The 24,406-nt window shown below is 44.6% G+C and carries 22 protein-coding genes; 11 read left to right on the forward strand and 11 right to left on the reverse strand.

Annotated features, from left to right (window positions below):
- Positions 1-130 precede the first annotated feature (130 nt).
- The 6 genes from rplU (at position 131) to folA (ending at position 4,241) form a co-directional block, all read left to right on the forward strand.
- Positions 131-442, forward strand: coding sequence for a 50S ribosomal protein L21 (rplU, locus tag BCU34_RS00305; protein ID WP_102478677.1), 312 nt, complete (start codon positions 131-133; stop codon positions 440-442).
- A 19-nt stretch (positions 443-461) separates the two neighbouring features.
- A complete protein-coding gene (gene rpmA / locus BCU34_RS00310) occupies positions 462-719 on the forward strand; it encodes a 50S ribosomal protein L27 (protein WP_004735905.1) in 258 nt (85 codons plus the stop codon).
- A gap of 264 nt (positions 720-983) precedes the next feature.
- Positions 984-2,156: an Obg family GTPase CgtA gene (cgtA, locus tag BCU34_RS00315; RefSeq protein ID WP_102478676.1), complete on the forward strand. Its 1,173-nt coding sequence runs from the start codon at positions 984-986 to the stop codon at positions 2,154-2,156.
- Between the two features lie 328 nt (positions 2,157-2,484).
- Positions 2,485-3,252, forward strand: coding sequence for a threonine/serine exporter family protein (locus tag BCU34_RS00320; protein WP_048657975.1), 768 nt, complete (start codon positions 2,485-2,487; stop codon positions 3,250-3,252).
- Positions 3,252-3,725, forward strand: a complete 474-nt coding sequence (locus BCU34_RS00325) for a threonine/serine exporter family protein (protein WP_017062945.1) — start codon at positions 3,252-3,254, stop codon at positions 3,723-3,725. The genes BCU34_RS00320 and BCU34_RS00325 overlap by 1 nt, the downstream gene beginning before the upstream one ends.
- A 36-nt stretch (positions 3,726-3,761) precedes the next feature.
- Complete coding sequence (folA, locus tag BCU34_RS00330) at positions 3,762-4,241, forward strand: type 3 dihydrofolate reductase (RefSeq protein ID WP_065676151.1); 480 nt, start codon at positions 3,762-3,764, stop codon at positions 4,239-4,241.
- Between the two features lie 56 nt (positions 4,242-4,297).
- On the opposite strand, the gene BCU34_RS00335 is transcribed toward folA, so the two are convergent.
- The 6 genes from BCU34_RS00335 to lptD all read right to left on the reverse strand — a co-directional run bounded on the left by BCU34_RS00335 (position 4,298) and on the right by lptD (position 11,069).
- Entirely contained in the window at positions 4,298-5,101 is an 804-nt protein-coding gene (locus tag BCU34_RS00335) for a symmetrical bis(5'-nucleosyl)-tetraphosphatase (RefSeq protein WP_102478675.1), read from the reverse strand.
- A 29-nt stretch (positions 5,102-5,130) separates the two neighbouring features.
- Positions 5,131-5,511, reverse strand: coding sequence for a Co2+/Mg2+ efflux protein ApaG (gene apaG, locus BCU34_RS00340; protein ID WP_004735899.1), 381 nt, complete (start codon positions 5,509-5,511; stop codon positions 5,131-5,133).
- 88 nt (positions 5,512-5,599) lie between these two features.
- Positions 5,600-6,415 carry a 16S rRNA (adenine(1518)-N(6)/adenine(1519)-N(6))-dimethyltransferase RsmA gene (gene rsmA, locus BCU34_RS00345; RefSeq protein WP_017062942.1) on the reverse strand — a complete coding sequence of 272 codons (816 nt, stop codon included), beginning with the start codon at positions 6,413-6,415 and terminating at the stop codon, positions 5,600-5,602.
- Positions 6,412-7,404 carry a 4-hydroxythreonine-4-phosphate dehydrogenase PdxA gene (gene pdxA / locus BCU34_RS00350; RefSeq protein WP_048662744.1) on the reverse strand — a complete coding sequence of 331 codons (993 nt, stop codon included), beginning with the start codon at positions 7,402-7,404 and terminating at the stop codon, positions 6,412-6,414. Before pdxA ends, rsmA begins: the two co-directional genes overlap by 4 nt.
- The gene (surA, locus tag BCU34_RS00355; RefSeq protein WP_102478674.1) at positions 7,391-8,689 is read right to left on the reverse strand and encodes a peptidylprolyl isomerase SurA; all 1,299 of its coding nucleotides are present in this window, start codon (positions 8,687-8,689) and stop codon (positions 7,391-7,393) included. The genes pdxA and surA overlap by 14 nt, the downstream gene beginning before the upstream one ends.
- A gap of 43 nt (positions 8,690-8,732) precedes the next feature.
- On the reverse strand, positions 8,733-11,069 hold the full coding sequence (lptD, locus tag BCU34_RS00360; protein WP_102478673.1) for an LPS assembly protein LptD: 2,337 nt from the start codon (positions 11,067-11,069) through the stop codon (positions 8,733-8,735).
- A 149-nt stretch (positions 11,070-11,218) separates the two neighbouring features.
- On the opposite strand from lptD, the gene djlA reads away from it, so the two are divergent.
- Entirely contained in the window at positions 11,219-12,073 is an 855-nt protein-coding gene (gene djlA / locus BCU34_RS00365; protein WP_102478672.1) for a co-chaperone DjlA, read from the forward strand.
- Between the two features lie 59 nt (positions 12,074-12,132).
- Positions 12,133-12,678 carry a DUF924 family protein gene (locus BCU34_RS00370; protein WP_102478671.1) on the forward strand — a complete coding sequence of 182 codons (546 nt, stop codon included), beginning with the start codon at positions 12,133-12,135 and terminating at the stop codon, positions 12,676-12,678.
- Positions 12,679-12,771: 93 nt separating this feature from the next.
- On the opposite strand, the gene BCU34_RS00375 is transcribed toward BCU34_RS00370, so the two are convergent.
- The 5 genes from BCU34_RS00375 to leuA form a co-directional block, all read right to left on the reverse strand.
- Positions 12,772-13,554, reverse strand: coding sequence for a DUF547 domain-containing protein (locus BCU34_RS00375; RefSeq protein ID WP_102478670.1), 783 nt, complete (start codon positions 13,552-13,554; stop codon positions 12,772-12,774).
- A gap of 175 nt (positions 13,555-13,729) precedes the next feature.
- Positions 13,730-14,332, reverse strand: coding sequence for a 3-isopropylmalate dehydratase small subunit (leuD, locus tag BCU34_RS00380; RefSeq protein ID WP_048657985.1), 603 nt, complete (start codon positions 14,330-14,332; stop codon positions 13,730-13,732).
- 14 nt (positions 14,333-14,346) lie between these two features.
- Positions 14,347-15,759 (reverse strand): 3-isopropylmalate dehydratase large subunit, encoded by a 1,413-nt coding sequence (gene leuC / locus BCU34_RS00385; protein ID WP_059021564.1) that lies wholly within the window; start codon positions 15,757-15,759, stop codon positions 14,347-14,349.
- Between the two features lie 117 nt (positions 15,760-15,876).
- Positions 15,877-16,968, reverse strand: a complete 1,092-nt coding sequence (gene leuB, locus BCU34_RS00390) for a 3-isopropylmalate dehydrogenase (RefSeq protein WP_017061390.1) — start codon at positions 16,966-16,968, stop codon at positions 15,877-15,879.
- Between the two features lie 98 nt (positions 16,969-17,066).
- Positions 17,067-18,614, reverse strand: a complete 1,548-nt coding sequence (leuA, locus tag BCU34_RS00395; protein ID WP_048657988.1) for a 2-isopropylmalate synthase — start codon at positions 18,612-18,614, stop codon at positions 17,067-17,069.
- A 568-nt stretch (positions 18,615-19,182) separates the two neighbouring features.
- Between leuA and BCU34_RS00400 the strand changes: the two genes are divergently transcribed.
- The 3 genes from BCU34_RS00400 to BCU34_RS00410 are packed head-to-tail and all read left to right on the forward strand — an operon-like array spanning position 19,183 to position 24,283.
- Entirely contained in the window at positions 19,183-19,842 is a 660-nt protein-coding gene (locus BCU34_RS00400; protein ID WP_048657989.1) for a TetR/AcrR family transcriptional regulator, read from the forward strand.
- Positions 19,842-21,179, forward strand: a complete 1,338-nt coding sequence (locus tag BCU34_RS00405) for an efflux RND transporter periplasmic adaptor subunit (protein ID WP_102478669.1) — start codon at positions 19,842-19,844, stop codon at positions 21,177-21,179. The genes BCU34_RS00400 and BCU34_RS00405 overlap by 1 nt, the downstream gene beginning before the upstream one ends.
- Positions 21,176-24,283: an efflux RND transporter permease subunit gene (locus BCU34_RS00410; RefSeq protein WP_102478668.1), complete on the forward strand. Its 3,108-nt coding sequence runs from the start codon at positions 21,176-21,178 to the stop codon at positions 24,281-24,283. The genes BCU34_RS00405 and BCU34_RS00410 overlap by 4 nt, the downstream gene beginning before the upstream one ends.
- The last annotated feature ends 123 nt before the right edge of the window (positions 24,284-24,406 follow it).

Genomic DNA, 24,406 nt, shown 5'->3' on the forward strand with positions numbered 1-24,406 from the left:
AATTTTTTAAAAATATGGCTTGTCATAGCGCCATGATTCCCGTAGAATCTGCGCCCTATTGATTAGTTTAGCGCACACCCGAGTTGTACAATTAACAACCATAGGCTGTGCGGAAAAAGCGGAGTAAAATATGTACGCTGTTTTCCAATCTGGTGGCAAACAACACCGAGTAAGCGAAGGTCAAACACTTCGTTTAGAGAAATTAGACGTTGAAACTGGTGCAACTGTAGAATTTGATAAAGTTCTTCTTGTTGCTAACGGCGAAGAAATCGCTGTTGGTGCACCTCTTGTTGAAGGTGGCAAGGTTATTGCAGAAGTAGTACAACACGGTCGTGGCGATAAAGTAAAAATCGTTAAGTTCCGTCGTCGTAAGCACTCGCGTAAGCAAGCTGGTCACCGTCAGTGGTTCACTGAAGTGAAAATCACTGGCATTAACGCTTAAGTATTAGGAGAGTTTAACAATGGCACATAAAAAAGCTGGCGGTTCTACTAATAACGGCCGCGATTCAGAAAGCAAACGTCTTGGTGTTAAGCGTTTTGGTGGTGAATCTGTTCTTGCAGGTAACATCATCGTTCGTCAACGTGGTACTAAATTCCACGCTGGCACAAACGTTGGCATCGGTAAAGACCACACTCTTTTCGCTCTTACTGAAGGTAAAGTGAAATTTGCTGTTAAAGGTCCTAAAAACCGTAAGTTTGTAAGCATCGAAGCTGAGTAATTTAATCTTTAATTAGATTATCTTATTAGCTTTCAAGCTGAATTCAAAAGCCCTGCCGATTCGGCAGGGTTTTTTATTTATAGCGAGAATAAAAAAGCAGACGCTCTTGCCTTAGCTTTAATAAGCTTAGCAAAGAACCTCTCCTTCTTTGTTCCTTGGTTGCAGGTCGGCCTAGATCTTAGGTGATCGATCTAAACACGGATCTGCTAGAATTTATATCACTCCTTGATGAGTGGTAACGCAACGTAAGTGCGGAGTTAAAAAATGAAATTCGTTGATGAAGCGGTAGTAAAAATAGAAGCCGGTGATGGCGGTAATGGTACAGTTAGCTTTTGGCGCGAAAAATTCGTCGCTAAAGGTGGCCCTGATGGCGGCGACGGCGGTGATGGTGGTGATGTTTACATCCAAGCGGATGAGAACTTAAACACACTGATCGATTATCGTTTCCAACGTTTTTACAACGCAGAGCGTGGTGAGAACGGTCGCGGTGGTAACTGTACTGGTAAACGTGGTAAAGACATTACACTGAAAGTGCCTGTAGGTACTCGTGCAGTTGATATCCACACCAACGAAATCGTTGCTGAAGTTGCTGAACACGGCAAGAAAGTGATGGTTGGTAAAGGTGGTTGGCACGGTCTTGGTAACACGCGTTTTAAATCGTCTGTTAACCGCGCTCCTCGTCAAAAGACAATGGGTACTAAAGGCGAAGTTCGCGAACTGCGTTTAGAGCTTCTTCTATTAGCTGACGTTGGTATGCTTGGCTTACCAAACGCAGGTAAATCTACTTTTATTCGTTCAGTATCTGCTGCGAAACCAAAAGTGGCTGATTACCCGTTCACTACCTTGATCCCAAGCTTGGGTGTAGTGAGTGTTGTTCCTGAAAAGAGCTTCGTTGTTGCCGATATCCCTGGTCTAATCGAAGGTGCAGCTGATGGCGCAGGCCTTGGTATTCGTTTCCTTAAGCACCTTGAGCGCTGTCGTGTTCTTCTGCATATGATCGATATTATGCCGATCGATCAATCTGATCCTATTCAGAATGCACTGACGATCATTGATGAGCTTGAGCAATACAGCGAAAAAGTTTCACAAAAACCTCGTTGGTTAGTGTTCAACAAAGTTGACCTAATGCCAGAAGACGAAGCAGACGAAAAGATTCAAGAAATCATCGATGCTTTGGGCTGGGAAGGCGAGCACTTCAAGATCTCTGCAGTGAATAAAATCGGCACCAAAGATCTTTGCTTCAAACTAGGTGAGTTTATGGAAAACCTACCTCGTGAAGTTGTAGAAGTTGAAGAAGAAGAGAAAGTAGACTTTATGTGGGATGACTACCATAAAGATGCAATGAGCGGTAAGAATGTCGTTACTGAAGATGACGACGATTGGGATGATTGGGATGACGAAGAAGATGACGGTCATGTTATCTATGTTCGTGACTAATCCCTCTTAACTTCTCATAAATCATCGGTCGCTTTTTCCAAGTACACTGATAGTTTTATTAAACCGCAATGAAAATTGCGGTTTTTTTGTATCTAAATCATTATGTACTGTCGAATTTTAATGCAGACTTTATTTCTAGATAATTAATACCAATCGTAGTAAATAACTGGTCACCCTAGCTTGTTAAAACGCTCGATAACTGCGTTAGAGATTTTGATTGTAGAATAACTACTTATCGAAAATCTCTGCCTTGTTCTCAAGCTTTTTTCCTGCGCTATTTCTGAACACTTACTTACTGTGATGGTATAACGCCTATGGGAAGGAAATCATGGCATCAAAGCAAAGAGCGATCTCAAGACTTGTCGCTCAATCGGGACAAATGTTACTGGCTCACGGGGCTGAGAGCACACTGGTCGGCGATATCATGCGCCGTATCGGCATTGCTTGTGGGGTGAATGAGGTTGAAGTCGCACTGTCAGCCAATGCGCTTGTTGTTACTACTGTGATGGATGATCACTGTATTACCACCACTCGAAGTTGTGCGGATCGTGGCATTAACATGCAGGTTATCACTGACATTCAACGCATTTGCATCATGATGGAGAAGGGAATTCTTGATTATGATTTGGCGTATAAAAAGATTCAAAACATCAGCCCCGAGCGCTACAACCGTTGGCTAGTGGTTGTGATGATAGGATTATCATGTGCCTCTTTTAGCCGTCTTGCGGGCGGAGATTGGCAGGTATTCATGATGACTTTTATTGCTTCAGCCTGTGGCATGATCGTCAGACAAGAAATTGGCCATCGTCATTTCAATCCTTTATTAAATTTTGCGATCACCGCATTCGTTACCACTACCATCTCTGCTCAAGCCGTACTTTACAATATTGGCGGACAGCCCACGATCGTGATGGCTTCATCGGTATTGATGTTAGTACCCGGCTTCCCTCTGATTAACTCTGTCGCTGATATGCTTAAAGGCCATATTAATATGGGGTTAGCGCGCTTTACCATGGCCAGCTTATTAACTTTGGCGACGAGCTTGGGTATTGTGGCAGCGATGAGTTTATCTGATGTTTGGGGATGGGCGAGCTAATGAGTATTTTCGAACTGTTTTTAGGTTTGCTCAATGATATGTTTTTCGCCGCGATTCCTGCGGTTGGATTCGCATTGGTGTTTAACGTCCCGCAACGCGCTTTAATTTATTGTGCACTTGGCGGCTCTATCGGCCATGGTAGCCGTTATCTGATGATGCACTTTGGTATTCCAATCGAATGGGCAACGTTCTTTGCCGCGACGGTGGTTGGCATGATAGGGGTTCATTGGTCACATAAACTGTTAGCGCATCCTAAGGTATTTACGGTTGCAGCCTTGATTCCTATGGTCCCAGGCGTGTTTGCCTTCAAGGCAATGATTGCTATGGTAGAGATTAACAGGGCAGGCTATACGCCTGAGTTACTGGCAATGTTGATGGAGAACTTTTTGAAATCAATGTTTATTATCGCTGGACTGGCGGTTGGCTTAGCTGTACCAGGGCTGTTATTCTACCGACGCAGACCTATCGTCTAGCGTTAATTTTCTTTTTAGGGACAGGACTTTCGATTTATGATCATCAGTATGATTGCAGCAATGGCCAATAACCGTGTAATAGGTAAAGACAACCAGATGCCTTGGCACTTGCCTGCGGATTTTGCATGGTTTAAACGCTCGACTATGGGTAAGCCTGTAGTCATGGGGCGTAAAACCTATGATTCGATCGGGCGTCCTTTACCTGGTCGATTAAACGTTGTGATTAGCCGTGATGCGAGCTTGGAAATTGAAGGGGTGACGACTGTTACTTCGATTGATAAAGCACTAGAGCTGGTCAACGATGTCGATGAAGTGATGATTATCGGTGGTGGTTCAATCTATGAAACTTGCCTACCTAAAGCAGACAAGTTGTATCTGACTTATATCGATTTTGATGTCGATGGTGATACGCAATTTCCAGACTGGGGAGAAGGTTGGAAGCAGAGCTTTAACGAGAGCTATCAAGCTGACGAGAAAAACAAACACAACATGGAGTTTGTGATTCTCGAGCGTTAACTCCTAATTTAAAAACACTTGCGCTGCTGCACGAGTAGCGCAAGTGTTTCGTATATCTATAACGCTTTTTGAGTAAAAAACTGTTTGTCTTCCCAGCGAAGTGCGGTTAAGTCTCCTCCCCAAACGCAGCCAGTATCAAGTCCAATCACGTCTTTTCCGTTATAGCCTTCAAGTGCAGCCCAGTGTCCAAAAACAACGGTTTTATCGAGCTTTATGCGTTGTGGAAGGTCAAACCACGGTACTAATGGTTCATCGGTAATTTCATTGGGTGGTAGCTTACATGCCATGTCGAGTCGACCGTCTTCAAAACAGAAGCGCATTCTTGTAAGGCTATTGATTGCATAGCGATAGCGCTCAATATCATGTAAATCCTGATGCCATAAATCAGGCGTGTTGCTGTACATGTTTTCGATAAGCCATTGCCATCTTTCCGACTTCAGCAAGGATACAACCTCTTGATTTTCGATACGTGCTGTTTCTATGCTCCATTGCGGCGAGATACCCGCATGGCACATCACGAACTCCGGGTGTTCCTGAAGCAAAGGTTGTTGCCTTAACCATTCGAGTAGTAGTTCACGATCTTCAGCATCAAGAATCGTTTGAGTCTTATCTTTTGGTTTCGCTGGAAATAGCCCTAAGGACACCGCCAGAAGGTGCAAGTCGTGGTTGCCTAATACAACCTTAGCTGCGTCACCAAGGCTACGAATAAAGCGTAGAGTTTCCAATGATTTTGGGCCTCGAGCGACTAGGTCTCCAGCTACCCATAAGGTATCTTGGTGTTTATCAAAGTTAATAGCTTCAAGCAGTAATTGAAGTTCGTCGAAGCACCCTTGGATGTCTCCGACAATATAATTCGACACAATAATTTCCTGTAGATACGGATGTACGGCTAATTAAGAATATTAGGGATTGCGAGTCTGAATGGGTCAACTTCGGTAATAAAATCAATGCCCTTGTTATCGGTCATCACATAGTGACCTTGCATAACGCCAACAGGGGTTTCGATGACAGTGCCACTTGTGTAGGTGTATTCGTCGTTGGCTTCAATCACGGGTTGTTGCCCAACCACACCATCACCCTCAATGGTGAGTTGCTTGCCGTTAGAGTCGGTAATTAACCAGCGGCGAGACATAAGCTGCACCGTTGTTTTACTTAGATTTTTGATGGTAATAATGTAGGCGAAGACGTAACGGTTCTTCGTTGGCTCAGATTGCTCCTCTATGTATTTAGAGTGAACCTGGCATTTGATACAAGGCGTAGATATATCCATATTCGCACCTTTTGTTGTTGGTATACTTAATGTAATTAAAGTATTACATAAAAAAGGCTCCTAACCGAAGTGTAGGAGCCTTTTTTATTTATTTATCAGCGTTGTGACTGTCGTACAGCCAGTTTGCCATGTCGACAAACTGCTCGAGCGTTAGGTTCTCAGGGCGCATGCTTGGGTTGATGCCAAGCTCTTCAAGCACTTCCTTATCAATCAAACTCTTGTAGCAGTTACGAACCGTTTTACGACGTTGGTTAAAGCCTTCACGACAAACACGATCTAACCATTTTAGATCTTTTGCTGGGTAAGGCAGCACTTCGTATGGCTGTAGGCGAACAACTGCAGAGTCTACTTTCGGTGGCGGAACGAAGGCCGTTGGTGGCACTTCTAGCACAGGTGTCACTTTACAGTAGTACTGAGCCATCACAGTAAGACGGCCGTAAGCTTTACTGCCAGGGCCAGCGGCTAGACGGTTAACCACTTCTTTTTGAAGCATAAAGTGCATGTCTTGTACGTCTTTATGGAATTCAAAAAGGTGGAACATCAATGGTGTAGAGATGTTGTATGGCAAGTTACCAAAGATGCGTAGCTTATTGTTCGGTTTAACCAGTTCTTGGAAATCGAACTTCATCGCATCGCCTTCGCGGATCGTTAGCTTGTCCGCAAGATCTGGATGGTTACGCAGACGTTCTGCAAGGTCTCTATCCAATTCGATAACGGTAAATTTATCGACAAGCTTACCCACAGGCTCAGTAATTGCGCCTAGACCAGGGCCGATCTCTACCAAGTTTTGACCTGGTAGTGGGTTAATGCTCGATACGATGCCATCAATAATGTATGGATCGTTAAGGAAGTTTTGACCAAAACGTTTACGCGCTTTGTGCCCTAAGTGGACATCATTTCTCATTGCTTTTTCTCTACTAATTCAATGGCGTGCGTGAGCGCTGTTCTAAAGCTCCCTGTATCGGCTTGGCCTTTCCCTGCCAAGTCTAAGGCGGTACCGTGGTCGACTGATGTGCGAATAAACGGTAAGCCAAGCGTGATGTTCACTGAGCGACCAAACCCTTTGTATTTCAATACCGGGAGTACTTGGTCGTGATACATACCTAAAACAGCATCTGCATCTTGCAAATATTTTTCATTAAAGATGGTATCTGCTGGCAATGGGCCAACTAAATTGATGCCATCTATTTGGCGAATTTTTTCTAGCGTCGGGGTGATGGTTTCAATTTCTTCACGCCCTAAGCAACCATCTTCACCAGCATGTGGATTCAAGCCACACACGTAGATAGTTGGTTTCTCAATAGCAAATTTTTCAACCAAATCTTTATTCAGAATAGTAATAATTTGCTCTAATCTGTCTTCGGTCACTGCTTGAGATACATAAGCTAGTGGGATGTGAGTTGTTACTAGTGCAACACGCAGCCCTTCAGTTGCCAACATCATCACCACCAGTGGCGTATTGGACTTCTCTGCAAAGAACTCGGTATGGCCGCTAAAAGCAACGCCAGCTCGGTTAATTACACCCTTGTGAACAGGGCCGGTGACAATAGCATCAAATTCATCATTCATACAGCCAATTGCTGCGGTTTCTAAAGTATTTAATACGTAATGACCGTTAGCTTCGTTGAGTTGGCCTGCAACCGCCGTTTCAGCTAGTGGAACGTGTTTCACTACCAGTGTACCAGCGCGTTGAGGTGTCTTAGCTGCACTTGCGTCATAATCCAGCAGATCGACTTCGATGCCAAGAATTTTAGCTCGCTCGGATAGCAGTGTTTTATCAGCACAAACCACGAGTTGATGAGGCCAGCTTTCTTGAGATAGAGCCAGAGTTAAATCTGGACCTATACCTGCTGGTTCACCTGCGGTTATGACAATACGTTTAGTTGCTGTCATCTTGGTCGTCCTCAACCATTTCAACAAAGGCACTTGCTCTTACTTCTTGTAGCCAGGCGCCAGCTTCTTCGTTGAATTTACGGTTAAATAGAATTTGGTAAGCTTTGTTTTTCAAAGCTGAATCGGTACGGTCTACTTCGCGACGGTCTAGTACTTCAACAATGTGCCAACCGTGTACGGTTTTGAATGGCGCACTAATCTTGCCTTCAGGTAGCGTTTCTACTTGGTGTTTGAACTCTGGTACATACAAATCTGGTGTTTGGTAGCCTAGCTCACCATCTTGTACTGCAGAACCTGGGTCTTGGCTGTATTGCTGAGCAAGGTCACCGAAGCTCGCTTCACCTGCGTTTACGCGGCGTGTGATTTCTTCAAGTTGTTCCTTCGCGCCATCGTCACTCAAGATGACAGTTGGCTTAATCAGGATATGACGAGCATTCACTTCCGTTACTGCTACGGTTTCTAAGCCTTTCACATCTTCAATTTTCAGGATGTGGAAGCCTACACCGCTGCGGAAAGGACCGATGATGCTGCCTTTGTTCTGCATTTTGATTTGGTCAGCGAAAATGGTTGGCATCTCTTCTTTACGCATCCATCCCCAATCACCACCTTGCAGTGCTTTAGGACCCTTAGAGTAAGTATACGCCATTGTGCTGAAATCTTTGCCTGAGTTAAGTTCTTCAACTAGCTCTTTAGCTTGAGCTTCTAGCTCTTCTTTGGTTTGGTCATCGTTAAAGCGCAGTTGAATGTGGCCAATTTTGTATTGAACCGTAGCATTCGTTTCTTGAGCAAGGATATCCGCTAGGTTGTCTACTTCTGCAGGAAGAATGTTGATACGACGACGAACGAGAGCGTTACGCGCTTCGCTTGCTGCGATCTCTTTTCTTACCTGTTCACGAAATGCGTTGTAGCTAAGGCCTTCTTCCGCAACCGATGCGGTAAGTTGTTCCACCGTTTGGTTGTTATCTTTGGCAATGCCTTCAATCGCTTGATCAAGTCGAGCATCATCAATTCGAACTCCAATACGTTCCGCTTCTTGAGTTTGAATCGTATCGATGATCAATTTTTCTAGCACTTGTTCATTTAATACATCTTGCGACGGTAAGGTTTGACCACTTTTCTTAGCGTTTGCGCGTAGCGTTTTCATCGAAGCATCGATGTCGCTTTGTAAAATCACGCCTTCGTTAACGATCACTTTTACGCTGTCGAGTTCAACAGGCGCTGCGTAGCTTGTTGATAAAGTACAAGTCGCTGCGACAGCAATTAATGTGCGTTTCCACAATGTCATGTGTAATCCTTTAAATTTACTGATGTTTTATCAATAAAGAAAATTAGTTGTTTAAGAAGAATGGGCGTCCGTAGCTCAAAGAGTTATCTGAGCTGCTTTCACCAATAGCGCCGGAGTCAGAGCCGATATTAGTACCAAAGCCAACAATACCGAAGTTCACGCTGAAGTTGTTTTCATATTCAGGTGTAGTATTTGGATTACTAATGTTATTTGTCAAACGGTTACTATAGGTAAAGCCGATGTACCAGCAATCCGATTTATAATTGAGTCTAGCTAACCACTCTAGATCTTCTTGTGTTGTTAAGTCATAGAAATATTGAGCGCTTGTGCTCCACTTCGGTGAAATTTGGTAGGCACCGAGTAAGCCGGCTTGAGAGATGCCATCTCTTGTTATTGATGATACGTCAAAATCTACAGTTTCATTTATGTATTCTTCTGTAACATAGCGATAGTTGGTTTGTATGTAACCACCAGCAAAGCGGTATTCAAGTGTGCTATTCGCTAATTGCATCGAAGATGAGTCAATATCGTATTGCACGCCACCATGGTAGAACAGGTAGTCATCATAGTTGAAGTCCATTTCTATAGCCCAAGACGAATAATTAGTTTTGTTATCAGAGTCGTCGTTGTCTAAAGTCTGTTTTGTATCTTTATCGATATAAAAAATCTGACCAAAAGAAATATTCAAACGCTCTTTATACTCATCATCGAAGAAACGAGACGATGCACCATAACTAATTTGATTCGCAGATGCGATACGATCAACACCGCTATATTTACGGCTTCTAAATAGACCATAGTAATCGGTCTGCAGTAGTGTGGTATCATAAAGACCAATATCGCTTTGATCTTCTTCTGGCACGTAAAGATACTGGACTTGCGGTTCGAGTGTTTGAGTATAGTTGCCAACAATAGTGGTGTCGCGTTCTAGAACGATACCTGCGTGGCTTCTAAACTCTGGAATAACTCGGCTTACCGATTCTTCTAAGCCTTCATAATCAGAACCCGCACCTGTATCAACGCCATCAAGGTCTTGTTGATAGTAAGTACCAAGTAGTCGAGCTTCTGTTGTCCAAGTACCCCAAGTGTTGCCTACAGGAATGGTAATGCCAGGTTCCACGTGAATACGGTTCGCAGATGGTTTACCTGCAGCGTCGGTATCAAATATCGAGACATGACTGATCATGTCGAAATCTAAATACTCCATCACTTCAGGAGCATAGTAGTTGTACTCTAGTTGGGGCATTAGGCGATAAGGTAAATTATTGCTCGTTGTCAGGACTTGGAAATCCCGTACAAGCACAGAAGCATCCCAGTTCTGAGAACGGTAGGTTGCTTTACCTTCTTGCAATAGTTGGCCATCTTCACGATTACCAATACTGCTTGAGCTAACGTCAGTAAAGTAATCAATGTCACTGACTTTGGAGTAATCAACTTCAAACAACCATGACTCTTGGAAAATCCCGGTATGCTCTAGTTGAGCGCCCCAGCGGTCACCTTTCTCTTTGAACTTCTTATCATCGGGCAGGTATTCAGACTTGATACTACCCGAACCGAAATCGCTCAAGTAACGGAATTTACTATTAAGTTGCGTTCCACGTTCTTGCATGTACTTAAAAGTGGTTTCTAAGTCGTAGTTTGGTGCCAAGTTCCAATAAACTGGGATTTCAGCTTCAAAACCGTCGCTTGAGCCGTATGAAACTGTTGGATACAAGAAACCGGTTTTACGAGTATCACCAATAGGAACCGTTAAGTACGGTAGGTAAAATACCGGAACACTTTGGATTTCAAAGCGTGGGTTATAAAAAGTGGCTTGTTCTTCGTCTTGGTCGACATCGATGCTCGATGCTCTTAGACGCCAAGCATTGTCACCAATCGGGCAAGAGGTAATCGAGCCATCTTCAATCTCATAAACCGCTTTACCTGTTTTTGCGATATAAACCGCATCTCCACGGCCTGGTTCACATAGAAATTCGTAATCGGTGTTTTCTAGTGTCATTTCATCAGTCGTCAGATTATTAGTTGCTCTGTCTGAGATAGATTTGATTTGACCGTCACTAAAGTTTACGTTGCCTTCAGCTACAACGATATTTTCTTGTTGGTGCAGGGTTACGTTATCGGCAAGGATGGTCTTGTTCCCTTGCGTAACTCTTACGTCACCTGAATAAATTGCCTTTTCACCGTTGATAGCTTCTAAGCGATCTGACTCAACATGAGCGGGTAGCTGTGTCTCGTTTTCTGCAGCGGGTTCGATCAAGCATTGATCTATAGAGGGCATTTCCTGCACACTACTATCGGTGATTGTTTCAGCTTGAGTTGTCGACACGTATAACGCCGTACTTATAGACGCGGCTAACAAGGTGCGGGAAAAAGATTGCATGAAGTTGAACTATCCTGTGTCACTAGATGAAGGGTTGATCTAGTATCAATCCAATTAATAAAGCATTTTCCTTATGATAAAGGAAATAATAGCATTCAGCATCATCAGACAGCATTACTCAGATAAAATTCATAGATAGAGAACACATAATGCAAATATTTGGCAAAATTTTGGGCGCGTTTTTTGGCTTTTTATTTGGAGGGCCGCTCGGTTTAGTTTTTGGTCTGTTTTTAGGACACCAATTCGATAAAGCTCGCCGATTGAACCAATCAGGCTTCAATAGTTCTGGTTTTGGTCGAGGTCCAAGCCAAGCAGAAAGACAGAACGAGTTTTTTAAATCCGCTTTTGCGGTTATGGGGCACGTTGCCAAAGCGAAAGGGCAGGTAACGCCAGAAGAGATTCAACTCGCTTCCACCATGATGGAACGCATGAACCTGCATGGCGAACAGCGCAAAGCGGCGCAAGATGCATTCCGTGACGGCAAAGAGAGCGACTTCCCTCTGAGCGAAGTACTTGAGCGAGTGAAAATCTCATCGGGTGGCCGTTTTGATTTGCTACAGTTTTTTTTAGAGCTTCAGGTATCTGCCGCATTTGCGGATGGAAGTTTGCACCCGAGTGAGCGTCAGGTTTTGCATAAGATAGCGCAAGGCCTTGGGTTTTCTGCTGAGCAACTAGAACGCCGCTTGCAGATGCAAGAAGCTGCATTCCGTTTCCAACAGCAAGGTGGAAGCTTTGGTGGTCATCAAGGCCATGGGCAATCATCAGGTTGGCAACAGGCTTCACAACAGAACCAGCTAGGCGATGCATATAAAGTTCTTGGTGTGAGTGAAAGTGCTGACGGTAAAGAGGTGAAGAAAGCCTACCGCAAACTGATGAATGAACATCACCCAGATAAACTGATGGCGAAGGGCTTACCGCCTGAGATGATTAACGTTGCGAAAGAGAAATCGCAAGAGATTCAAAATGCTTATGACCTAATCAAGAAGGTTAAAGGTTTTAAGTAATCGAACACTAAACCGAGCCATGACATTAAATGACTCGGTTTTTTATTAAAGGGAATTATATGACGGTAACGTATCAGGATGTTCTAGAGTTTTGGTTCGATGAATTGACGCCAAAAGACTGGTTTACTGGCGGCGAAGAAATTGATGCTTTGATTGAGGCTCGCTTTTTTGACTTACACCGTTCAGCAGCTCAAGGTGAGCTATTTGAATGGCGACAAAACGCACAAGGACGATTGGCAGAGATTATCGTGCTTGATCAGTTTTCTCGCAATATTGGTAGAAACAGTCCGGCAGCTTTTTCGGTTGATCCGATGGCGTTGGCTCTAGCACAAGAGGCGGTAGCGGGTGGTTTTGATCACCAACTTAACGAGCAACAAAAAAGCTTCCTGTATATGCCTTATATGCATAGTGAGTCTTTGTTAGTCCATGAACAAGCCGTGGAGCTCTTTTCTCAAACGGGATTAGAACATAATTTAGACTTTGAGTTTAAGCACAAGATTATCATTGAGCGCTTTGGTCGATATCCGCATCGTAATGAGGTGTTAGAGAGAACATCAACGCCAGAAGAGGTTGAATTCTTGCTGCAGCCTGGTTCAAGTTTCTAGCTCTCGAACACAGTGAAATAGATGAAAAGAGGCTAGTGGTTAATATACCACTAGCCTCTTTTTTTGCTTTAGTAATGAACTTTAGCGTTAGAGCTAGTTTGCTTGGTTAAGCGACCAGTCGTAGTCATAACTGATGTTTTGAGTATTGGTTACTGTTTCAGCTCGATATTGGTTTAAGTGCTCAAAGAGCTGTTTCTCTGTACCAAAATCTACAGCAAACCACTCGTAAATCGATGATAGTTGGAGCTTATTACCTTTAACCAACACGCCTTTGTCACTGTTTACAAACTCATTAACAGCTTGCTCTAGCAAGGCTTCAGTATTGTCAGAGGTAAAGGCGTCAGGCTGCAAGTTAGGGCAACCTAGGCTGGCACAGTTCACTGCATAATGCGTGCGAGGGTCTTGCCAAATCGGTCTTAGGATTCGATGTTCAATATCGTTGAGTGTCAGTGACTTCCCGTTAACGACTACCGCATCATCTCCCCATGGTCCAAAACTAAATAACCCGCCGAGCTTGGTAATCGATTTGATTGGGTAAGCCTCAAGAATCAAATCGACCGTCACAGCGTTGTATAGATTAACCCAATAGGCATACTGCTCTGCTTTTGAATAGTCGAGTGGGTTTACCTGTTCTAACAGCTTAATGTATTGCTTCAGTTTTGATTTGTCTGCCGCAGTCACTGCTTGATAACGAACTAACGTATTTTGTCCCTGTCTAGTTAAGTAGTTATCGAGAAATTGCTGCCAGCTTTGATGAGAAACTTGCTCTGAGTTAGCCTCATTATTTTGATTCCAGTACGGCCACAGTTCAGATTTAGGCGCCGACCAAGCTAAGGTTGAGAAAAGTAGGCTGATAATAACGAGTAGTTGTTTCATGGCATTCTCCTGATGACTGACTACTAAGACCTTATGCTTTACGATTTTCTTTCATGGCTCTTCAGTTAAATTACAGACTTAAGTCTAATAAATATATTCAGCTAAATAAAAAAGGTTGGCACTAGGCCAACCTTTTATGTGTACACAAAACAGTGCGATTCTATTTCAAGACTTCTTATTTTAGGAAGCTAGGAATCTTAGCTTCAAACTCTGAAATCTTATCGGCGTGTTGAAGTGTTAGGCCGATGTTATCTAGGCCATTCAGTAAGCAGTGACGACGGAACTCATCAATTTCAAACGAGTACTCTTTACCGTCTGCGCTAACTTTCATTGCTTCTAGGTCAACTGTGATTTCTGCACCTTCATTCGCTTCAACGAATTGGAATAGCTCATCCACTTCTTGCTCAGTCAATCGAACTGGCACCATTTGGTTGTTGATCGAGTTACCGTAGAAAATGTCGGCAAAGCTTGGTGCGATCATTACTTGGATACCGTAATCGGCAAGTGCCCAAGGTGCGTGTTCACGAGATGAACCACAACCAAAGTTTTCACGAGCTAGAAGAATTGAAGCGCCTTGGTAGCGTTCTTCATTCATTACAAATTCAGGGTTTGGTTGTTGGCCTGCATCGTCTAGGAAGCGCCAATCGTGGAACAAGTGTTTACCAAAACCGATGCGGTTTACTTTCTGTAGAAACTGCTTTGGAATGATCGCATCAGTATCGATGTTGGCCGTATCTAGAGGAACGACTAATCCGGTGTGTTGTTGAAAACCTGACATGTTAAATCCTCTAATTAAAGTTCACGAATATCGACAAAGTGACCAGCGATAGCTGCTGCGGCTGCCATTGCTGGGCTAACTAGGTGCGTACGACCATCACGGCCTTGGCGACCTTCAAAGTTACGGTTTGATGTAGAAGCACAGCGCTCTTGTGGACCTAGACGGTCGTTGTTCATTGCAAGACACATAGAACAGCCTGGTAAGCGCCATTCAAAGCCGGCTTCGATGAAGATCTTATCTAGGCCTTCAGCTTCAGCTTGTGCTTTAACTTGCTCTGAACCCGGAACGATAAGCGCTTGAACATGTTTCGCTACTTGACGGCCTTTCGCTACCGCTGCTGCTGCACGCATGTCTTCGATACGAGAGTTAGTACAAGAACCAACGAACACTTTATCTACGTTGTAATCAGATAGAGATTTACCGGCTTCAAGACCCATGTAAGCCAGCGCTTTTTCTGCAGATGCTTTTTCTACAGGGTCAGCGAAGCTTTCTGGCGCAGGGATTGGTGTGTCTACCGAGATAACCTGACCTGGGTTAGTACCCCAAGTGACTTGTGGTTTGATGTCTGCCGCTTCTAGCGTGACAACGGCATCGAACTCAGCGTCTGCATCGGTTTTCAATGTGTCCCAGTATTCAATTGCTGCTTCTAAGTCTTCGCCTTGTGGAGAGAACTTACGACCTTTGATGTACTCGTATGTCGTTGCATCCGGAGCAATTAGACCCGCTTTAGCACCCAACTCGATTGCCATGTTACATACCGTCATACGACCTTCCATCGTAAGGTCTGTAATTGCCTCACCACAGAATTCAACCACGTAGCCAGTACCGCCAGCCGCTGTTGTTTTACCGATGATCGCTAGCACGATGTCTTTTGCCGTGATGCCCGGAGCAACCTTGCCTTTTACTTCGATCTTCATCGTTTTTGCACGCGCTTGTTTTAGCGTTTGCGTTGCCAGAACGTGCTCTACTTCAGAAGTACCGATACCGAATGCTAAAGAACCAAATGCACCGTGTGTTGCTGTGTGTGAGTCACCACATACGATGGTCATGCCCGGCAGAGTAATACCTAGCTCAGGGCCCATTACGTGCACAATACCTTGGTATTTGTGGTTTAGATCGTAAAGCGTGACACCAAATTCTTCACAGTTTTTCGATAGCGTTTCCATTTGGATACGAGCCATCTCACCAGAAGCGTTGATGTCTTTCGTTTGTGTCGATACGTTGTGATCCATGGTCGCAAAAGTTTTGCCTACTTGGCGAACTTTACGGCCTTTTTCACGCAGGCCATCAAAGGCTTGTGGCGAGGTTACTTCATGGACTAAGTGGCGATCGATATAAAGAATTGGTGTTTCGCCCTTCGCTGCAACCGCAACGTGAGCGTCATAAACTTTTTCGTATAAGGTTTTTGCTTGCTGGTTTGTCGACATAGCTTTTCTTCCTTGGGAGCATCAGTCCCAGTGTTTGTTTCGAGCCAAGTCATGCGGTTTACGCTGACTTGGCTTGATATTATTCTTATGTACTTGCTTCTAATCGGAGCATTTAGCTTATGAAGCTAAGATGTACTCAGCGATCTTGTCACCCATTTCAGAGGTAGTCAGTGCTTGGTTTTTACCTGCAAGGTCTGCTGTTAGCTCGCCTGCTGAAAGCGCTTTAGATACCGCTGCTTCGATGTCTTGTGCTGCCGCTTCTTCGCCTAGGCTGTAACGAAGCATTAGTGCTGCAGAAAGGATTTGCGCTACTGGGTTTGCGATGTTCTTACCTGCGATATCTGGTGCGCTGCCGCCTGCTGGCTCGTATAGGCCGAAGTTGCTTTCGTTCAAGCTAGCAGAAGGAAGCATACCCATAGAGCCTGTAATCATTGCGCACTCATCAGAGATGATGTCGCCGAAGATGTTTGAACACAGCATTACGTCAAACTGAGAAGGATCTTTGATTAGCTGCATGGTCGCGTTGTCGATGTACATGTGGTTTAGCGTGACATCTGGGTAATCTTTTGCAATCTCTTCGACAACTTCGCGCCATAAGATAGAGCTCTGTAGAACGTTCGCTTTATCGATTGAGTAAACGTTTTTGTTACGTAGGCGTGCCGATTCAAACGCAATTTTTGCAATACGTTCGATTTCGTAGCGGTGGTAAACCTCAGTATCAAATGCTTTTTCAGTTGCGCCTTCGCCTTCACGACCTTTAGGTTGGCCGAAGTAGATGCCGCCTGTTAGCTCACGTACTACCACGATGTCGAAACCGTTACCTGAGATGTCAGCACGTAAAGGAGAGAAAGACTCTAAACCTTTATGGATTTGTGCAGGACGTAGGTTGCAGAACAGTTGGAAGTGTTTACGTAGAGGAAGTAGGGCACCACGCTCTGGTTGATCGTTTGGTGGAAGGTGTTCCCATTTAGGACCGCCGACAGAACCAAAAAGTACTGCGTCAGATTCTTCACAGCCAGTTACTGTTGCTTCTGGAAGTGGACAGCCGTGGTTATCAATCGCAATACCACCAACATCATACTCTTCGCGAGAAAAGCTAATCGCGTGCTTCTTTTCGATCGCGTCTAGCACTTTATGTGCTTGTTGCATTACTTCTGGGCCAATGCCATCACCAGGTAGTACGGCAATTTTGTATGATTTATCAGTCATGTTAATCCTTTAATTCTTTGTTACTGAGCTATTTGGCTCGTTTTAAATTTTGTCCCTAAAGCCAATAACATCGGCTCTAGGGCTCTGTTATTGGGTATTTAAACTGTCGCGATTTTTTGCTGTTTCATTTCAGCAATGGTGTCGGCACGTTGAATACTATTGATAACATGCAGTAGCGCCTGACCAGAAGCTTCAACGATATCGGTTGATACGCCTGTACCGTGGTACTTGCGGCCTTTATAGTTAGCAATAATATCAGCTTGGCCTAGGCCATCTTCGCCTTCACCTTTGGCGGTAAGGTCGAATTTATCCAATGCAATTTCGTAACCCGTTAAGCGGTAGATACATTGGTATAAAGCATCAACTGGGCCGTTACCGACAGCCGCTTCGCATTTCTCTTCATCACCACATTGCAGCTTGATGCTGGTGGTAGACATAACACTACCAGATTGTACGCTTAGGTAGTTAAGTTTATAGAAGTCATCTTCGTCACGTAGGTTCGCGAAGTGCATCAATGCTTCTAGGTCGTAATCGAACACTTGGCCTTTACGGTCAGCCAGCTTCAAAAAGTCTTCGTACAATGAATCTAGGTTGTACTCATTGTCTTTGTAGCCCATTGCGTCCATGTGGCTCTTAACGGCTGCACGACCACTACGGCTGGTTAGGTTCAAAGCTTTGTTTTTCAAGCCGATAGACTCAGGCGTCATGATCTCGTAAGTGTTCTTGTTCTTAAGCATGCCATCTTGGTGGATACCCGAAGAGTGGCTGAATGCGTTAGCACCAACGATTGCTTTATTGTCTTGAATTGGCATGTGGCAAAGCTGGCTAACCAACTTACTGGTACGGTGAATCTCTTTATGATCCAAGCCTGTGTGAACACCTAAAAGCTCTTGACGAGTTTTGATGATCATTGCTATTTCTTCTAAAGAACAGTTACCCGCACGCTCACCAATACCATTGATTGTGCCTTCAATTTGTCTAGCACCCGCTTGCACAGCTGCAATTGAATTAGCAACCGACATGCCTAAGTCATCGTGACAGTGAACAGAGATGATCGCTTGATCGATGTTTGGTACGCGATCAAATAGCGTTTGGATAATGCCACCAAACTCATTCGGTACGGTGTAGCCTACGGTGTCTGGAATGTTGATGGTTTTTGCGCCAGCGTTAATCGCGGCTTCAACCATACGACATAGGTTGTCGATAGGTGTACGACCGGCATCTTCACAAGAGAATTCAACATCATCGGTATAGTTACGCGCATGCTTTACCGCTTTCACTGCCATCTCGACAACATCGTCGTAGCTGCGGCGTAATTTGTCTTGTACGTGAACCGTCGATGTAGAAATAAAGGTATGAATACGGAACTGTTCAGCCACTTTTAGTGCTTCGGCTGCGGCATCAATATCTTTCGCTACTGCACGAGAAAGCGCACATATACGGCTATCTTTAATATTCTTTGCGATGGTTTGTACTGATTCAAAATCGCCTGGTGATGACACAGGGAAACCCGCTTCAATAACATCTACACCCAGTCGTTCAAGTGCATAAGCGATCTGTAATTTCTCTTTTACCGTTAAGCTTGCAGCCAACGCTTGCTCGCCATCACGTAAGGTCGTGTCAAAAATTATCACTTGATCGTTCATGGGTGCTTCCTTATATCGATAATGAATCGATTGCTATCCAAATTATTATTAAGAATGATGTTCTTTTAAAAGTGCCAGTTACAAAAAAACCCGCTCAGCGCGGGTTTTAATATTTGTGTAGTTCTTGACCCACAACTTACCCGCGCGATTGGTTCACGATAAGGAGAAGTTTCAGCAGTCGAGAAGAAGAAAAAATCATTACACAAATATCCGTAAATAAACTGTTAACACCATATTTACCGCAATTTATTCTGAGCGTCAAACAAGAAAATCCAATATCAGCGTGCATTGGCGACGTTTTTGTTTGGTTTGTACTGTTTTGTGTTGAGTTATTGGCTAAATCATCTGATTGATGGTTTTTTATTGGGGGGTTAGTTTATCGTTTGGCTTATGTGTAGGTTAAAACTTTGTAGTAAATCTTTTTGATGGAACGATTCACCAAAAAAATCACAAGCGTGACCAAATTAATTAATCACTTGATTAAATAATGAGTAATTAATCTTCTACTGTTACGCCTGTTTATCTCTATAATTAATCAGATGATTAATTATAGAGATGGATTTTTTCCATGACGGCACGAAAAGCGGGGCGACCTCAAAAGAACTTAGATGTTCGACAGTTATTGATTGAGCATGCTCGTGATCTGTTTGTCGTTCTGCCATACGACAAGGTCTCGACACGCCTGATTGCTGAGCGTGCGGGTGTCAATATTGCGATGATCCGTTATTACTTTGGCAGTAAGGCCGGGCTGTTTGAAGCCATGCTGCGTGAAACGCTACGACCGATGCAATTGCAGATGCAAAGGTTGGTTGAAGAAGGTAGTCATGAGAGCTTTCTTGACCTAATGCGGACTTACTACAAAGAGATGGTCAAGGTACCTAAGTTTCCTCGCTTGCTAGCCCAAGTGATGAATATGCCTCCCTCTGAAGTGCAAAGAGAATTGCTCGAAAAGGTTTTTCACGATGTCGCTAAGCCAGCTCAGGATGTCATTTTTGAAAAACTGGTTGAACAAGGCGTTTTAAGAAAAGAGATGGATCCCAAACTCTGCCGCGTGTCGTATATAAGCTTGATGGTGTTCCCATTCATTGCGCCCCCACCTTTGCTTGCTATTCATGGTATTGAGATTAATGAAGAATTTCTTAACCGCTTAATCGAACACAACATTAAATTGATGACAGAAGGCTTTATAAATACGCCTAGCCCTTCTTCTGTGCAGGACCAAAGATAATGAAAATAAATAAAAAACTACTCTTCTTTCCAGCACTTGCGGTTGGTGTGATTGGCCTTATCGCCGCGATTAACTTGAAGCCGGATCTTCCAACCAAACCTGCGGGTGATAGAGCCCGCTTAGTTGATACAGTAAGCCTAGAGCAACAACTGATAGCGCCGTTAGCGGTTGGCTTTGGCAAGGTGGTGCCGAAAGTCGAATGGAAAGCAATTGCCGAGGTAACAGGGCAGATTGTCTATCGACATCCAGATCTTGAAAAAGGGCAGGTGATCCCTGCAGGAACGGTCGTGCTCAAAGTTGATCCATTGGATTACGAATTGAAACTGATACAAGCAGAGGCGGATCTAAAATCAAGCCAAACCTCATTAGAGAAATTGAATCAAGAAGAAGACAACCTTAATCAGACTCTTAAGATCGAAAAGAATCGCTTAGTGATCAGTAATAAAGAGTTACAACGTAAACAGGATCTGCGTAAGAAAGGGCTGACTTCGCAGTCTGATGTCGATCTACAAAAACAAAGTGCGCTATCTCAACAGAAGTTGGTATTAGATATCGCGAACCAAATCGCATTAATGCCAGACGAAAAACGTGTTGCGGAAGCGGTGATTAAGGTCAATGTATCTAAAGTCAAAGAGGCGCAACGCTCTCTCGATAAGACTACCGTCACTTTACCAAGAGCGATGCGAATTGCTCAAGTTGATATCGAGCAAAATCAAGTGGTTAACCTTCAACAAGAGATGTTTATTGCTCACGGGATTGATGTCATGGAAGTAGAGGCGCAACTTTCTATTCACGATATGCAAACTTTAGCCTCCAGTTTTAAGCAGTTCCCTCGCGATACCGCAGGAATTCCTAATCCTTATGAAGCGCCAATCAAAGCAAGCATCCAACTTAACAGCGGTAACCTGAACCTTAGCTGGCCTGCGAAGGTAGCAAGAATCAGCGAAACGGTTGATGAAAACCAAGCGACGGCGGGGATTATTCTCGAGATCGCTCAAGACTATTCACAACTGCAGCCAGACAGCGCAACGCCGTTGGTTAATGGTATGTTTGTAAAAGCCGAGATTGAAGGTGTAGCGAATCTGAGTTGGGTTGTGCCGGAGCGAGCACTGCATGGTGATAAGGTTTACTTGATGGATGACAATCAGCGTTTGCAAGTGGTGAATGTTGAAGTGCTTTATCGCAGAGACAATCAAGTGGTTGTGAGTGGTGAGCTACAAACCGGAGACAAATTGGTTCTAAATGATGTCCTGCCAGCTATCGAGGGCATGTTATTGAAAGAGTCGAACTCTGAAGAGGCTGAGCTTGAATCGGATACTCTGGAGAGTGCGTCATGATCAAGTTCTTCTCTAGGCACCCAACAGCAGCCAACTTGTTGATGCTTGGATTGTTGATCATGGGTATAAGCTCATTATCAACCATCAAACGTGAAACCTTCCCCGCTTATGATCCGCCTTACATTATGGCAGCCATCGTTTATCCCGGCGCTTCTCCACAAGAAGTGGAAGAGAGCCTATGTGTGCGAATGGAAGACGCGGTAGATGGTTTAGCCAACATTGAAGAAACTCAGTGTGAGGCGATCGAAGGCAGCGCACGTCTAATTCTGAAGTTGAATGAGAAAGCGGATATCGGCCGAATGCTGGTGGACGTGCAAACTCAGATCAACTCGATCAATGACTTCCCAACTGAGATTGAATCACCTGTTGTTCAAGAGCTAGATTGGAATGAACCGGTTGTTGATATCGCGATCACAGCAGAAACGTCGTGGCCGGAACTTAAAGCCTACGCGGAAGATCTTAAGCGCACCATGAAGCTCGATTACGGTGTCTCTTTGGTCGAGGTCAGTGGCTTCTCAGATCATCAATATAGAGTAGAACTGGATACCCAAGCGATTCGTCAGTTGGGTTTGAGTGTCGGTGATATCGCAGAACAGATTGGCCGTCAGAATGTAAAACTGCCGAGTGGTAACGTTGAAACACCAGATAAAAACTTCCTGATTCGTTTCGACGAAAGACGTATCACGCCAGTTGAACTGGAAAGTATCGTGGTTGGTTCTGCACCAAATGGCTCAGTGATCCGTTTAAGAGATATCGCTAAAATTACCGATCGCTTTGAGCTTGATGAGCAGAAAGTTTTATTTGATGGCAAACCATCAGCCCTGTTGAAGATCAGTAAAAATAAAGAAGATGATGCACTACGAATTAAAGAGAATGTAACGCGATTCGTTGAAGATCAAAGCGCGATTGCTCCTGACGGCGTGACACTACAAATGACCAACGATCTCTCCTCTGTGCTGTGGGATCGTTTAACCATGATGGCGCGTAATGGCTGGCAAGGTATTGTGCTGGTGTTCGCCACCATGTGGTTGTTCTTCAGCTTACGCTATTCATTCTGGGTGGCGGCAGGGTTACCGGTTGCCTTCCTAGGTGGCCTGTTCTTGATGGCCAATTTAGGTTTGTCGATTAACATTATGTCGCTGGTCGGGTTGTTGATGGCAATCGGTATTATGATGGATGACGCCATCGTGATCGCCGAATCGATAGCGTCCCATTTAGACAGGGGGCAGAGTGTTGATGATGCGGTGTACAACGGCGTTAAGAAAGTGCTTCCCGGGGTCTTATCTTCTTTCTTAACCACGGTGTGTATTTTCGGTAGCTTGTTATTTCTCGATGGGGAAATGGGCGCGGTACTCAAGGCCGTTCCTCAAGTATTGATTTTGGTGCTGTCGTTGAGCTTAATCGAAGCCTTCCTGATTCTGCCAAATCACCTGTCTCACTCGCTGCATAAAGAGAAAAACGACAAGCCAGCACTACGCTTCAAAGTGGTGTTACTAGAGAAATTCGAGAACTTCCGTAATACCACCTTGATGAACATGGTTGAGAAAGTGGTGACCTTCCGCTATGCCTTCATGGGAGGAGTGTTGACCTTACTGCTTCTTTCTATCGCTTTGATTGCTGGTGGTGTTGTTAAGTTCCAACCTTTCCCTGAGCTGGATGGTGATATTGCCGAAGCGCGTATCATTCTTCCACCGGGCGCATCACTGTCTCAAACCGAAAAAGTCGTCGATAAAATTGTCGCGTCGGCTGAGCGTTTGAACAAGCAATGGAGCGAAGAGGTTGAAGAAGGCAATACACTGGTCGAGCACATAACTAGCCAATTCAATGCTAACGCCGATGCCAATGAATCTGGCCCACACCTAGCCACAGTGCGCTTAGACTTACGCGGAGCAGAGAGTCGTAATACGGTGGTCGATGATTTCATCGATGCATGGCGAGAGGACATCGGTGAACTTGCAGATCCAATCTCACTGGTATTCAAGCAACCCACCATGGGGCCGGGTGGTCGCGCTATCGAGATTCGAGCTAAGCATGATGACCTAAGTGCATTGAAATCCGCTTCTCTGGATATTCAGGAATACCTTAATCAGTTCGATGGCGTGCACGGCGTGCTTGACGACATGCGTATGGGTAAAGAAGAGATCTTGGTGAAGCTGCGTCCGGGAGCTGAAACCTACAATGTGAATGGGCAGATGATTGCTTCCCAATTGCGTGCGGCTTTCTTTGGTCAGACAGCGGATGAGATTCAAATCGGTGTTGAGAATATCTCGATTGAAGTGCGTCTTGATAAAGAGCAAGCGGGCGACATACAGCAGCTGGCCAACTTCCCGATCATCACCGCAGATGGCAGTCAGATCCCGCTAGCAACGTTGGCGACGTTAGATTTCCAACGTAATTACGTGCGAATTCAGCGTATTGATGGGCTGAGAACCATCAGTATCTTTGGTGATATTGATAACAAGAAAGCGAGTTCATCCGCGATCTTGGCTCAGTTCCAAAAAGATGAAGCCGCCAAACTTATTCAGAAGTACCCGGGTTTACGCTTTGATTTCGAAGGAGAGGCCAAAGATGCGGCTAAGACCGGAGCCTCTATGGGCAAAGGCTTCTTACTCGGCTTATTTGGCGTGTTTGCGATTCTTAGCTATCAATTCCGAAGCTACTTAGAGCCTGTGGTCGTGATGTTGGCGATTCCACTCGCTTTTATTGGGGTGGTCGTTGGACACTGGATACTTGGGCACTCTTTGAGTATGCCAAGCATGATGGGCTTTGTTTCGCTCGCAGGGATTGTGGTTAACGACTCTATCTTGCTGGTGCAATACATTCGTCACCATGTCGATGAGGGAGATAGCGTGCATGACTCGGTGGTGAAAGCCAGTCGCGAGCGTTTCCGAGCGGTATTCTTGACCTCAATGACAACCGCCGCTGGTTTGCTACCGCTGTTAACGGAAACAAGTTTACAGGCTCAGGTTATTCAGCCTCTGGTTATTTCGATTGTGTTCGGCATATTTGCCTCGACCTTACTGGTGCTGTTTATGATCCCAGCGGCTTACGCAATATTGGCGGACTTTGGTTTAGTGAAAAAGCACGAGCCTCTCTCGCTATAGACATTGGAAGAAAATAAACAATAAAGCGGCCTAGTGCCGCTTTATCTTTATAGGATGTTTTTTCATATCCTTGGCCCGAGCGGCTGCACTGCGCATCCCAAGGAAATTTCATTTTAGTTCATT

It is taken from the genome of Vibrio sp. 10N.286.45.E10, assembly GCF_002874195.2.
Taxonomy (GTDB): domain Bacteria; phylum Pseudomonadota; class Gammaproteobacteria; order Enterobacterales; family Vibrionaceae; genus Vibrio; species Vibrio crassostreae.

Excerpts from the sequence above, each read along its gene's own strand:
- leuA (WP_048657988.1), bottom strand. The coding sequence starts at position 18,614 with ATGAACGATCAAGTGATAATTTTTGACACGACCTTACGTGATGGCGAG.
- BCU34_RS00400 (WP_048657989.1), top strand. The coding sequence starts at position 19,183 with ATGACGGCACGAAAAGCGGGGCGACCTCAAAAGAACTTAGATGTTCGA.
- cgtA (WP_102478676.1), top strand. The coding sequence starts at position 984 with ATGAAATTCGTTGATGAAGCGGTAGTAAAAATAGAAGCCGGTGATGGC.
- BCU34_RS00370 (WP_102478671.1), top strand. The coding sequence starts at position 12,133 with ATGACGGTAACGTATCAGGATGTTCTAGAGTTTTGGTTCGATGAATTG.
- BCU34_RS00375 (WP_102478670.1), bottom strand. The coding sequence starts at position 13,554 with ATGAAACAACTACTCGTTATTATCAGCCTACTTTTCTCAACCTTAGCT.
- BCU34_RS00320 (WP_048657975.1), top strand. The coding sequence starts at position 2,485 with ATGGCATCAAAGCAAAGAGCGATCTCAAGACTTGTCGCTCAATCGGGA.
- apaG (WP_004735899.1), bottom strand. The coding sequence starts at position 5,511 with ATGGATATATCTACGCCTTGTATCAAATGCCAGGTTCACTCTAAATAC.
- folA (WP_065676151.1), top strand. The coding sequence starts at position 3,762 with ATGATCATCAGTATGATTGCAGCAATGGCCAATAACCGTGTAATAGGT.
- rpmA (WP_004735905.1), top strand. The coding sequence starts at position 462 with ATGGCACATAAAAAAGCTGGCGGTTCTACTAATAACGGCCGCGATTCA.
- rsmA (WP_017062942.1), bottom strand. The coding sequence starts at position 6,415 with ATGAGAAATGATGTCCACTTAGGGCACAAAGCGCGTAAACGTTTTGGT.
- BCU34_RS00410 (WP_102478668.1), top strand. The coding sequence starts at position 21,176 with ATGATCAAGTTCTTCTCTAGGCACCCAACAGCAGCCAACTTGTTGATG.
- pdxA (WP_048662744.1), bottom strand. The coding sequence starts at position 7,404 with ATGACAGCAACTAAACGTATTGTCATAACCGCAGGTGAACCAGCAGGT.
- rplU (WP_102478677.1), top strand. The coding sequence starts at position 131 with ATGTACGCTGTTTTCCAATCTGGTGGCAAACAACACCGAGTAAGCGAA.
- BCU34_RS00325 (WP_017062945.1), top strand. The coding sequence starts at position 3,252 with ATGAGTATTTTCGAACTGTTTTTAGGTTTGCTCAATGATATGTTTTTC.
- leuB (WP_017061390.1), bottom strand. The coding sequence starts at position 16,968 with ATGACTGATAAATCATACAAAATTGCCGTACTACCTGGTGATGGCATT.
- surA (WP_102478674.1), bottom strand. The coding sequence starts at position 8,689 with ATGACATTGTGGAAACGCACATTAATTGCTGTCGCAGCGACTTGTACT.
- leuD (WP_048657985.1), bottom strand. The coding sequence starts at position 14,332 with ATGTCAGGTTTTCAACAACACACCGGATTAGTCGTTCCTCTAGATACG.
- BCU34_RS00405 (WP_102478669.1), top strand. The coding sequence starts at position 19,842 with ATGAAAATAAATAAAAAACTACTCTTCTTTCCAGCACTTGCGGTTGGT.
- djlA (WP_102478672.1), top strand. The coding sequence starts at position 11,219 with ATGCAAATATTTGGCAAAATTTTGGGCGCGTTTTTTGGCTTTTTATTT.
- leuC (WP_059021564.1), bottom strand. The coding sequence starts at position 15,759 with ATGTCGACAAACCAGCAAGCAAAAACCTTATACGAAAAAGTTTATGAC.
- lptD (WP_102478673.1), bottom strand. The coding sequence starts at position 11,069 with ATGCAATCTTTTTCCCGCACCTTGTTAGCCGCGTCTATAAGTACGGCG.